11 protein-coding genes are annotated in these 11581 nt (G+C 67.1%); 4 read left to right on the forward strand and 7 right to left on the reverse strand.

What is annotated here, in order from left to right:
- Positions 1 to 39: 39 nt before the first annotated feature.
- Genes WBV89_RS02230 through ahpC form a run of 3 tightly spaced genes read right to left on the reverse strand, consistent with a single transcriptional unit; the run spans position 40 to position 3153 of the window.
- Positions 40 to 948: a LysR substrate-binding domain-containing protein gene (locus tag WBV89_RS02230; protein WP_423979710.1), complete on the reverse strand. Its 909-nt coding sequence runs from the start codon at positions 946 to 948 to the stop codon at positions 40 to 42.
- Between the two features lie 47 nt (positions 949 to 995).
- The gene (ahpF, locus tag WBV89_RS02235; RefSeq protein ID WP_423979720.1) at positions 996 to 2576 is read right to left on the reverse strand and encodes an alkyl hydroperoxide reductase subunit F; all 1581 of its coding nucleotides are present in this window, start codon (positions 2574 to 2576) and stop codon (positions 996 to 998) included.
- 7 nt (positions 2577 to 2583) lie between these two features.
- Positions 2584 to 3153, reverse strand: a complete 570-nt coding sequence (gene ahpC, locus WBV89_RS02240; RefSeq protein WP_423979711.1) for an alkyl hydroperoxide reductase subunit C — start codon at positions 3151 to 3153, stop codon at positions 2584 to 2586.
- A 232-nt stretch (positions 3154 to 3385) separates the two neighbouring features.
- Between ahpC and WBV89_RS02245 the strand changes: the two genes are divergently transcribed.
- The 3 genes from WBV89_RS02245 to WBV89_RS02255 all read left to right on the forward strand — a co-directional run bounded on the left by WBV89_RS02245 (position 3386) and on the right by WBV89_RS02255 (position 5770).
- Positions 3386 to 4504, forward strand: a complete 1119-nt coding sequence (locus WBV89_RS02245) for a helix-turn-helix domain-containing protein (protein WP_423979712.1) — start codon at positions 3386 to 3388, stop codon at positions 4502 to 4504.
- A gap of 184 nt (positions 4505 to 4688) precedes the next feature.
- A complete protein-coding gene (locus WBV89_RS02250) occupies positions 4689 to 5030 on the forward strand; it encodes a TraR/DksA family transcriptional regulator (protein WP_423979713.1) in 342 nt (113 codons plus the stop codon).
- A 128-nt stretch (positions 5031 to 5158) separates the two neighbouring features.
- Complete coding sequence (locus tag WBV89_RS02255) at positions 5159 to 5770, forward strand: class I SAM-dependent methyltransferase (protein ID WP_423979714.1); 612 nt, start codon at positions 5159 to 5161, stop codon at positions 5768 to 5770.
- Between the two features lie 16 nt (positions 5771 to 5786).
- On the opposite strand, the gene WBV89_RS02260 is transcribed toward WBV89_RS02255, so the two are convergent.
- The 3 genes from WBV89_RS02260 to WBV89_RS02270 are packed head-to-tail and all read right to left on the reverse strand — an operon-like array spanning position 5787 to position 8412.
- Positions 5787 to 6590 (reverse strand): siderophore-interacting protein, encoded by an 804-nt coding sequence (locus WBV89_RS02260; protein ID WP_423979715.1) that lies wholly within the window; start codon positions 6588 to 6590, stop codon positions 5787 to 5789.
- On the reverse strand, positions 6587 to 7345 hold the full coding sequence (locus WBV89_RS02265; RefSeq protein WP_423979716.1) for a siderophore-interacting protein: 759 nt from the start codon (positions 7343 to 7345) through the stop codon (positions 6587 to 6589). The genes WBV89_RS02260 and WBV89_RS02265 overlap by 4 nt, the downstream gene beginning before the upstream one ends.
- A gap of 14 nt (positions 7346 to 7359) precedes the next feature.
- Positions 7360 to 8412 carry an ABC transporter substrate-binding protein gene (locus WBV89_RS02270; RefSeq protein ID WP_423979717.1) on the reverse strand — a complete coding sequence of 351 codons (1053 nt, stop codon included), beginning with the start codon at positions 8410 to 8412 and terminating at the stop codon, positions 7360 to 7362.
- A 119-nt stretch (positions 8413 to 8531) separates the two neighbouring features.
- Between WBV89_RS02270 and WBV89_RS02275 the strand changes: the two genes are divergently transcribed.
- Positions 8532 to 9035, forward strand: coding sequence for a nuclear transport factor 2 family protein (locus tag WBV89_RS02275; protein WP_423979718.1), 504 nt, complete (start codon positions 8532 to 8534; stop codon positions 9033 to 9035).
- A gap of 243 nt (positions 9036 to 9278) precedes the next feature.
- Here the strand turns inward: WBV89_RS02275 and WBV89_RS02280 are convergent.
- The coding region (locus tag WBV89_RS02280) for a cell wall-binding repeat-containing protein (RefSeq protein WP_423979719.1) at positions 9279 to 11581 on the reverse strand (2303 nt) is incomplete at its 5' end.

The raw sequence follows: 11581 nt of genomic DNA on the forward strand, positions 1-11581 counted from the left end.
GCGCTCACCGGCCGCAAACTCCTCACGCGAACGACGGGATCAGAGTCGTCGGACGAGGTCGTCGGGGACGCGTGCGAACACCTCGGCGAGGCGGGGCAGGAAGGCACGGTGTGCGCTGGTGGTGCGCCAGAACATCGCGATCGTGCGCGCCGGACGGGGTTCGACGAACTCGACAAGCGAGATCATCGGCGAGCGGGTGATCGGCGGTGACACCGCCAGCCTCGGCAGGAGCGTGATCCCCACGCCGGCCGCGACCATCTGACGCATCGTCTCGAGACTGGTCGAGCGCAGTTCGGCGTCCTCGCTCGCACCCACCAGGTTGCACACGGCGAGCGACTGCTCGCGCAGACAGTGTCCGTCCTCCAGCAGCATCATGTGTTGGTCCACCAGCGCGGCTGGAGACACCGGGTCCCCGGCGAGGGCGAGCGGGTGGTCGGACGGTGTCGCGAGGACGAACTCCTCGCTGAAGAGCAGTTCGGATGTCAGGTCGTCGCCCACGATCGGCAGTGCGAGTACCCCGACGTCGAGGCGGCCCGACCGGAGTTGTTCGACGATCTCGTCGGTCTTCGCCTCGACGAGATGCAGGTTCAGGTTCGGGAACGCCGAGCGCACCTCGGGCACGACGTGGGGCAGGAGATACGGCGCGAGCGTCGGGAAGAGCCCGACCCTCAGCACGGCCGACTCCGAATCGCCCATCTCCGTCGCGATCTCGGCGATGCTGCTGGTCTCGATCAGCACCCGATGGATCCGTTCGAGGACGCGCTCCCCCGCCGGCGTCGGCGTGATGTTTCGTGGCGATCGTTCGAAGAGCTCGACGCCGAGTTCGTCCTCGAGCTTGCGGATCTGTGCGGACAGCGTCGGTTGGCTCACGCCACACGCCTCGGCGGCGCGACCGAAGTGGCGGTGGTCGGCCACCGCCGCCACGTACTCCAGGTCGCGGAGGTTCATCGAACGCGAACGTAGCGCCCGGGGAGCAGGGCCCCGGGCGCGTCCGCTCACGCCGGAACCGCGTCGGGTCGCGTGGTTCGGATCAGATGGTCGAACGCGCCGAGCATCGCGGTCGAACCCGCTCCCATCGACACCACGATCTGCTTGAACGGGACCGTCGTGCAGTCGCCGGCGGCGAAGACGCCCGGTGCCGAGGTCGCACCGTGGGTGTCGATCTCGACCTCGTTGCGTTCGGAGAGGGCGATCGAACCCTCGAGCCACTCGGTGTTCGGCAGGAGCCCGATCTGGACGAAGATCCCGTCGAGTTCGACGTGGTGATCGCTCTCGTCGTTGCGATCGCGGTAGGTGAGCCCGACGACCTTCTTGCCGTCGCCGATCACCTCGGTCGTCATCGCGCTCGTGATCACCGTGACGTTGGGCAGGCTGCGGAGCTTGTTCTGCAGGACCTCGTCGGCGCGCAACTCGTCGGCGAACTCGATCAGGGTGACGTGGGCGGTGATCCCGGCCAGGTCGATCGCCGCTTCGACCCCCGAGTTGCCGCCACCGATGACGGCGGTCCGCTTGCCCTTGTACAGCGGACCGTCGCAGTGCGGGCAGTAGGCGACGCCGCGGTTGGCGTACTCGTCCTCGCCCGGCACGGCCATCTTGCGCCAGCGTGCGCCGGTCGAGATCAACACCGAGCGTGCCTGGAGCACCGCGCCGCTCTCGAGCGGCACGCTGTGGAGACCGCCGATCTCGTCGGCGACGTCGAGTCGTTCGGCGCGCTGGCCGGTGATGATCTCGACGTCGTGATTGCGGACGTTGTTCTCGAGTTCCGCGGCCAGCTTCGGGCCCTCGGTGTAGGGCGTCGAGATGAGGTTCTCGATCCCGAGGGTGTCGAGCAGTTGCCCACCGAAACGATCGGCGACGACCGCCGTACGCATTCCCTTGCGGGCGGCGTACACGGCAGCCGACGAACCGGCGGGGCCGGCGCCGATGATCAGCACGTCGAAGGGGTCCATGGACTCGATCTTCTCGACAGCACGATCGATGCTTCCGGCGTCGATCTTGGCGACGAGCTCTTCGAGCGTCATGCGACCCTGGCCGAACGTCTCGCCGTTGTGGAAGACGGTCGGGACGGCCATCACCTCGCGCTCGTCGACTTCGTCCTGGAACGCCGCCCCGTCGATGGCGACGTGCTCGATGTTCGGGTTGAGGATGCTCATCAGATTGAGCGCCTGCACCACATCGGGGCAGTTCTGACACGACTGCGAGAAGAAGGTCTCGAAGCGATGGGTCCCCTCGATGCCTCGGATCTGGTCGAGGAGGTCCGGGTCGGCCGTCGACGGATGCCCACCGACCTGGAGCAGCGCGAGTACGAGCGACGTGAACTCGTGCCCGAGCGGCAGTCCACCAAACGCGACGGCGACGTCGGGATCGTCGATGCGCACGATGCGGAACGACGGGCGACGTTCGTCGTCTCCGTCCAGGCGGACGCTGACGTTGGAGGACAAGACGTCCAACTCACCGAGGAGCTCGGTGATCTTCGTGCTGGTGGCGCTGTCGTCGAGCGACGCGACCAGCTCGATCGGCTGGACGATCTTGGGAAGATGGGCGCGCAGCGCCTCGGTGAGTTGAGCGTCGAGGATCATCGAATCAGATCTTGCCCACGAGATCGAGCGACGGGGCGAGGGTGTCCTGGCCCTCTTCCCACTTGGCCGGGCAGACCTCGTTCGGGTTCGCCCGGACGTACTGGGCGGCCATGATCTTGCGGAGCAGTTCGCTGGCGGAACGGCCGATGTTGCCGGCGTTGATCTCGATGATCTGGATCTTGCCGTCGGGGTCGATCACGAAGGTGCCGCGCTCGGCGATGCCGTCGTCCTCGATCATCACACCGAAGTTGCGGGTGATGGTTCCGGTCGGATCGCCGATCATCGGGTAGGTGATCTTGTTGATCGTCTCGCTGCTGTCGTGCCACGCCTTGTGGGTGAAGTGCTTGTCGGTCGACACTGCGTAGACCTCGACACCGAGGCTCTGGAACTCGCTGTAGTTGTCGGCGAGGTCACCGAGCTCGGTCGGGCAGACGAACGTGAAGTCGGCCGGGTAGAAGAACACGACCGACCACTTGTCGCGGAGGTCGGCATCGGTGACGTCGACGAAGGCACCGTTGTGGAACGCGGTGGCGGCGAAGGGCTGGACCTCGGTGTTGATCAATGAGGTGGACATGTGTGTACTCCTGAATTTCTTGGGGGTTTGGTAGTGCGGCGATCACCATACGATCGGCCGTACGATCGTCCAACCCGATGGCTTCTATCTTTGTGATCGTCCGTGTCGATCGTTGGGAGACACGGCCGTTCGGGCTTTACAGGACAGACCGCACGTCGACGCGATCCGCCCCGGCCAGGCTTGCTCTGCTCCAGCGACAGACGCGTGAATACAGCGTTGCTAACATCCGCCCATGCTGCCCGTCGGGACCGGATTCGCCACCGTCGACGGCGCTCTGGGCGGCCTGATCACCGGGGACAACGTGGTGTGGATCTGCGACGCCGACGACATCTACCTGTCGTTGTGTCGTGGTTTCGCACGCACCGCACTGGCCAACGACCAGCGCGTCCTGCACCTCTCCTTCTCCGATGCATCGCTTCCCGGGCTCGCCGGCGTCGAGCCTCTGGATGCGGGCGTCCGGTCGCCGTTCGCTCGTCCGAGCGTTCTCGCCGACGAACTCGACAGCCGCTTCGCCGTCGACCGACCCGACTGTGTCATCGTCGACGATCTGAGCACACCGATGCGGCGCTGGGGCCCGGCCGCGACGCTGGACTTCTTCTCGCGCACCTGCCCATCGATGTTGCAGGCCGGTGTCACCGCCTACTGGAGTGTCGGGTCCGGCCTCGGCCGCACGACGCTCGATTCGATCCGACAGATCACCCAGTGCCTGATCGATGTGCGCAGCGATCGATTCCGCGTCCTCAAGGCCGAAGGCCGCCCGGCGAGCCAACAGGGCCTGTCGTACCGACTCGCTGTGGACGACGCAGGCATCACCGTGTCGACGGCTCCGACCGGGGGCCGGCTCGCACGCGGTCTCGTTGCGCTGCGACACGAGATCGGTCTGACCCAACACGAACTGGCAACGATCGGCGGCGTCACAGCGAGCGCGATCTCACAGGCCGAGTCCGGCTCCCGGGGACTGTCTGTCGACACGCTGCTGCGCATCTCGGACCACCTCTCGGTTCCGATCGATCGGCTGGTGAATGCGACACCACCCCCGTCCTATCGACTCGCTCGACACGATCGGAGCCGACGCGTGGCCGACGACGTCGTGGCACTGGTGCCCGACACCACGATCGGAGTCCGAGTCTTCCTCGTCGACGTCGCCGGCGGAACGACGGGTACGCCCGACCAGCCCCATCCAGGCGTCGAGGTCATCGCCGTCGTCCGCGGACTCGTCCAGATCGAACTGGGCGAGGACCGTCCGGTGCTCCGCGGCGGCGACGCGCTTGTCGTCGAACGTACCCTCGTGAAGTCATGGCGCAATCTCCGTCGGGAACCCGCTCAGTTCTTCCGCATGCTGCGCGACTGAGCAACGAAATCGGAGGTGACAGCACCGCTGTGACCGCTCGCCGAAGACCGGGGAGCGCCTTATGGTGCCGGTGTTGCACCGAACTCCGATCGGACTCTCCACGTCGTCCTGATGACCGGTCCCCCGCTCTCGAGCATCGGTGCCATCGAAGTTCGCCGACTTCCCGAGCCCGACGGAGACAGCCATGACTCAATCGACCCCGACCCACGGATCCACCCTCGATGTGCCACTGATCGAGCGCGCCGAGCAGACCCTGCGTGATCACGCAGCACGCTCGATCAACCAGCTTCGGGAGCTCGAATCGGAGATGGTCGACATGTTGAGCGACCACGGAACGATCCAGGAGGACCGGGACGGAACGCGCCGATTGATCGAGAGCGTCCGCGCCGATCTGACCCGAACTCAACGAGCGCTGCACCGGATCCAGATCGGCACATTCGGCCAATGCACGGCGTGCCACCAGCCGATCGCTCCGGCCCGACTCGCCGCGATTCCGGAGTCGGAACGCTGTAGCGCCTGCGCCTGAGCGCGTCGAATCGACGCTCGGTCACGCGCGACGTGCGAGCAGGTACGGTCACCGCTGGATGCTGACCGCGGCGGCCACCGCGAACGATCGTGCGATGGCGGCCGACCGCCGACGAAACGGAGACATCAATGCTCGAACGAAGCCAGTGGGCGAAGATCACCGACGCCGACCCCGAGCACTCGACGCGCTACATCGAGCGCTTCCGAGCGATGGCCGAGGCCGGGAACGACCTCCACGGCGAAGCCCGCTTCATCGATGCCATGGCATCGCGACGCAGCCGGATTCTCGATGCCGGCTGTGGCCCCGGCCGTGTCGGCGGTGCTCTCGCGATCGCCGGCCACGACGTCGTGGGCGTGGACGTCGATCCGGTCCTGATCGCGGCGGCGGAGCGTGACGAGCCGGGGCCCACCTGGTTGGTCGGTGATCTGGCCGAACTCGATCTTCCTGGCCGCGGGATCGCGGACCGTTTCGACCTCATCGTCTGCGCCGGCAACGTGATGACCTTCCTCGCGCCGAGCACGCGGCGCGACGTGCTCACCGGGTTCCGCAACCACCTCGCCGACGAGGGACGGGCGGCAATCGGCTTCGGAAGCGGACGCGGCTACGAGTTCGACGACTTCTTCGACGATGCCCGGGCCGCCGGTCTGGACGTGGACGTGAAGTTGGCGACCTGGGATCTGCGACCGTTCGGCGAGGACTCCGACTTCCTCGTCGCAGTGGTACGCCCGACGCCGTCCTGAACCGGCGGCCGAGCGGTCAGAGATCGGCGGCCTGCTCCATGAGCCAGTCGCGCTTGACCGCGCGCCACGCCTCTTCGGTGTGTTCGCGACGCCAGTACGGCGAGATCGATGCGTCCTCATTCGACACCCCGCGCTCCGCCAGGAGGAATCGCCGCACGCTGCGGACCTCGTGCGCCTCACCGTGCACGAACACGTCCACCGACCCGTCCGGCCAGTCGGCTGCGCCGACAGCGTCGATGAGCATCGTCGCCGAATCGGCGGCTGCGTTCCGGTGACACCACCGCACGTCGCAATCGTCCAGCGCCGGAAGCGCGATCTCGTGGTCGGGTGAGTCGACGAGAGCGACGATCGTGCACGACACACCGGGTCGGACGGCGTCGAGCGATGCAGCGATCGCCGGGAGTGCGCTCTCGTCACCGACGAACACGTATCCATCGGCGGTCGGATCGGGTCGATATCCACCGCTCGGCCCGGCCATCTGCAACCGGTCCCCGACGCGGGCTCGCTGCGCCCATCGTCCGGCGAATCCCACGTCCCCGTGGGCGACGAAATCGATCGCCAGACGACGCTGGTCGGCGTCCCAGGAGCGGACGGTGTATCTCCGGCCGCGCGGGCGCAGACCCGGGTCCGACTCACGAGCAGCGTCGACGTCGAACGGCACCGAGTACGGAGCGCCCTCGGGGACGAAGAGCGCGTTCACGTACTGGTCGGTGAACTCGGTCGGGACGAATTCGTCGAGGCCGGCGCCATCGAAGACGATGCGGACCATCGCCGGACTCAGCCAATCGGTCTCCGCAACCGTGCCGTACATCGTGGTCATTTCATCCTCCAGTATCCGGTCATCGAGACCTGTGTGTCGCAGAGCCCGACCCTCCGACAGAGGTGGGCGCGAACCGCCATCATGTGCCGGGACTCTCCTGCGCCGAATGCGTACGCGTCGTCGGCGATGTCGAGATCCCGCACCGCATCGAGCAGCAACGTGGTCGTCCCGGGCGGCCGTCCTGCACGACTCACCCATCGCACGTCGACGCCGACGCCGGTCGGGAACTCGGCGCCGCAGCTGTCGCCGTGGGTTTCCGCGATCACGTCCACCACGACCCGGGCATCGGCGGCGAGCAACTCGTCGAGTACCGCCGCAACCGCGCCATACCCGGTTTCGTCGGTCACGAACAGATACGAACACGTCGTCGGTGGCGGATGGAATGCCCGGCGCGGACCCCAGAGTGCCGCGACGTCGCCGATCCGTGCCCGCGCCGCCCATTCCGCCGCATGCCCGCCGTCACCGTGGAGCACGAACCACATGTCGATCCGGTCGCGGGCGCACCGACGCACGCTGTAGTAGGCACCGACCGGGCGCTCGGAGTCGGACATCTGCCCGTAGCGCTCCCACGAGAACGTGGAGTCGACGGTCAGTTCGGATCTCCCCGGAGGCGGAAGCAGGACGTAGAGGAACTGGTCGCCGCCGACCGGGACGAATTCCTTGAGCCCACCCCCGAAGGAGATCTGGCGCAGCGTCGGCGTCAGGTCGGTGACCTCGCTGACGCTCGTGACGAAGGTCGAGAGGCGGTCGGACATGGTCGTCGTTGCGCTCAACCGCCGAGAACCGGGAGCAGGTCGTCGATCATGCGGATCTCGCCGACCACACCCGGGTAGCCGAGCCGGTCGACGACGGTCACGTCACCCGATGCGACGGCCGGAAGCTGCGCCCAGATCGGATTGTTCTCCATCGTCTCGAGTGCCTCGCTGTCACCGATGATCGTGTCGCTCTGGAGCAGGATCAGTTCGGGACCCGCGATCACCTCGAGTTGCTCGAGCGAGAGGTACACGCGCCCGTTTGCGTCGGCATCGATCTCGTCGTCCGATGGGACGAGATCACACCCGAGACCGTCGACCACCAGTGGCGCCGTCCAGATCGGTTCGACGAAGACGGCCGGGCTCGGTCCCGGGTAGATCGCCGCGACCGACGCGCTGCAGTCCGGGGACACCTGCTCGGACCCCGCCGCGTATGCCGCATCGAGCTGGTCGAGCAGGTCATCGGCCTCGGCCGAGCGATCGAAGTGTTCACCGAACATCTCGACCCGCTCGCGAGATGTCGTGCCGTCGGGGATGATGAGCAGTTCACTGCCGAGACCCTCCAACTGCTCGGTGCCGATCTGATCGACGAGGAACTGCCACACGATGATCTCGTCCGGCTGGAGCGCGGCGAGTTCCTCGAGACTCGTGTTGAGGTAGTCGAAGATCTCGATCCCACTGGTGTCACCGTCGATGCCCTGCAGGCCGACATCGGGCGCGGTGGCGCTCGACGCGACGACCGGGACTCCGACGGCGAGAACGTCGGCCAGCACCGGTTCCTCGGCAAGAACCACGATTCGTCCGAACTCCTCCTGGTCGTTCGACGACACCGGATCGGATTCGACGGGGCCGGGATCGTCCGCTGCCGACTCGTTCGCTGCGGGGCTCACGTCGGTGATCGCCGGGTCGGTCGCTGCCGCAGCGTCCCCCAGTTCGCTCGCAGGCGAAGCGGCGGGCGCTGTCACCGCCGACTCACCATCCCCACCTGTCGACCCGCATCCGACGACCACAATCGCGAGCAGGCAGGCCCCGAGTACTGGGCCGGTGGTTGAACGTCCTTCGGTGTGCACGCGGCGATCGTAGGTATGCCTAACACCGAGAACCAACCTGACTTACCAGAAGCGGCTCGACGCGATCAGCAGCACGCCCCGGTCCGATCGACGCCCGAGCGCACACCTACCATCCACGGATGGACGGCGCCACGGATCAATTGCCAACGCAGACCGATCGTGACGTGCAGGCGCGACTCGAACGGCTGGAGAACGTCGAGCAGATCTGCCGCTTGAAGGCCGCGTACTGCGCGGCCTGCGACGACGACCACAACGGAGACACCGTCGTGGGGTTGTTCGCTCCCGGCGGGACCTGGTCGACGTCGTTGGGCACGTCGTGTGCGAACCTCGACGAGATCCGCACCTACTTCGGCGCAATCCGCAGCAGCGGCCGAATGCGCTACTCGACCCACATGGTCACCAATCCCGTGGTCGACGTCGATGGCAGCGACGCGAGCGCCACATGGAGCTTCGCGATGATGTACACCGACCAGCAGGGACACCGGTACCGCATCCTCGGCTTCTACCGCGACGAGTTCGTCGAGATCACCGATGGGTGGCGATTCCGGTCGATCTCGTCAACAGTGCAGGACTACGTCCGACTCGAGACGCTCGACATCGTCGACGCGCAACCGCCGCGCTGACCATCCGGACCGTCGGCCTCGATGAGCTTCCAACGCCGACCCGCCCGTCGAACGAGGTGGCACGCATGACCGAACACATCCGACGACGCCTCCGGGCTCCACACGCCGCCTGAGGCCCAACGTGATCGCGGAGCGGTCCGGGTCCCGACAATCACCGTATTCCTTCTTCGAGGGCGATCGGACGCACGGCCGGCGCCGCGGTGACCGTCCGATCAGCCGCTCACGAGACGGTCCGGTGTCCAGCTATGGGCAGGGGGTGAGTGCCGCCGCGGCCTCGCTGACTGCGTTCGGACCACCCAGGACGACGATCCGATCGGCTCCGACACGAGCGATCTCGGAAATGACTGCAGCGGGCACACAGGCGGGACGGGTCAGCAGGATCGGTCCACCGAAACTCGTCGCTGCCGGTGCTGCACTCAGGGCATCGGGGAAGTTGGTCCCGGTGGACAGGAAGACCGTGTCCGCTGCGCCGAAGGCGTCGGCGGAGACCGCGACGCTCGTCTCGTAGCGGTTGGTGCCACTGACACGCCTGACCGAGCCGGACGTCAGCTGTTCGAGCTCGGCAAACACCGCGTCACCGACCGCTGCGGGGCCTCCGAGCACGATCACGTCCGGGTTCCCGAGGCGGCTGATCTGAGCGCGCGACGCTTCGGGCAAGCGATCGCGCCCCGTGAGGATCACCGGACGCTCGAGAATCCCGCCCGGGGATCCGGCGGAGAGGGCGTCGGCGAAGACGGTTCCGACGGCGACATAGACGGTGTCAGCGCTCGCGAAGGCGAACTCTGCCACCGCAGCCGCGGTCGCATATCGATCGGGTCCGGCGAGCCGCGTGGTGACAGCGTTGGTCGCTGCGCCGGCCTGCGCTTCGACGCTCGGCGAGATGGCGGCAGGGCCTCCGAGCACGTACACGACACTCGGATCCAGGCGCTGCAACTCGGCGCGCACGACCGACGGCAACTGGTTCGTCGCCGTGAGCAGGACGGGAGCATCGAGACTTCCGGCTGCGGGACCTGCGGCGAGTGCATCGGCGAAGTTCGTCCCGGTCGCGAGGAACACGACGTCAGCGCCATCAGGGAACGCTTCCTGGCTGATGCGCACGCTCGTGGCGTACCGGTTGGCACCGGCCCATCGCTCGATCGTCGCGGGAGGTTCGACTGGAGTGACGGGAGCTGATGCCGGCGACGCCGGCCCCGTCCCGACCGCGTTGGTCGCGGTCACCGTGAACGTGTACGGCGTTCCGTTCGTCAACCCGGTCACCGTGCACGTCCTCGCCCCAGACGTGGTGCACGTCGCACCACCCGGCGCAGCCGTCACCGTGTACCCCGTGATCGGCGAGTGCCCGTTGGAGACCGGCGCCGACCACGACACCACCACTCGAGCGTCGCCGCCGACACCCGACACGCCCGACGGCGCCGTCGGCGCCGTCGGCGGGTGGATTGGAAGCAGGTCGATCTGCGGCGCGTCGTACGTCCGGAAGATTCCCCACATCCCGGCCTCGACGTGCGGACCACGCCCGTTGCCGAACAAGTAGTCCCCCGCGCCCCCGGCGCCACCGATCAGGTTGAGTTCGTGCGACTCGCCGGCGAACATCCCCATTGCGGCGAGCTGTGTCGAGCCCTCGACGTCCGGTTCCCACGGGAACCGGTGTCCGTCGAGCGCGAACGTGTTGGATTGCTCCGCCGCGGGCAACCCGACGCGCAGCCGGACCTGGTCACCGACATATGCCCGGACGAGGTTCCGCGGATCACCGTGCGTTGCGGAATCGAACACCAGCGACGGGTCGGGGTTGACATCGAGTCGGCCCGGTACGTCACCGCTCGTCTCGAAGAACGGATCCGTCCGGTAGTTGATGCCCGAGAAATTCCGGACCTCGATGGTGTAGGGCATGACGTTCTGCCCGATGCGCTCGTCCGACTCCTGCATCAACAGGACGTGCTCGCGGAAGTTGCCGTCGGGATGCAAGATGTCCGCGCGCACTCCGGTTCGGGCCGGCCCCGGTCCGAACGGGCTCCGCCACGTCGAACCCGCGGGCTCCACGACCACCGCACCGAACGCACCGTCGGCGATCGTGTCCGGCGCAGCAAGGTTGAAGAACAGGCTCGTTCCCAGTTCGGCATCGGCGTAGAACTCGTACTCGACGGTCTCCCCGGGTGCCGCCGACCCGTCTGCGTTCCATCCGACCGCGGCGCCTGGACCGGCCGCGTTGAGCTTGGCGAGGTCGATCGAGGCTCGCTCACTACTGAAGTGATTGGTCAGCGAGATGCGCAGGCAGTCGCCCTCGTTGACCCGCATCACCAACGGTTCCGGTTGGAGTGCTCCGCTGAGCAGGAGTGCTTCCTGGTTCGACGGGGCATACATGACGTCACCGAAGTCGACCAAGGAGTCCGGGTTCTGGAGGGCGGTGATGTCGTAGCTTTGGACGCGCGCCCCGCCGGGGCAGACGTCAGCCGGGTTCGTCGCGGCCGGCGGCGCACCGCCGGTCTCGGTGAGCGTCGGGAATCCGGCGCCGGACGCCGGCGCTCCATGACCGGGCAATGGCTGAAGAT

It is taken from the genome of Ilumatobacter sp., assembly GCF_049588435.1.
GTDB lineage: Bacteria > Actinomycetota > Acidimicrobiia > Acidimicrobiales > Ilumatobacteraceae > Ilumatobacter_A.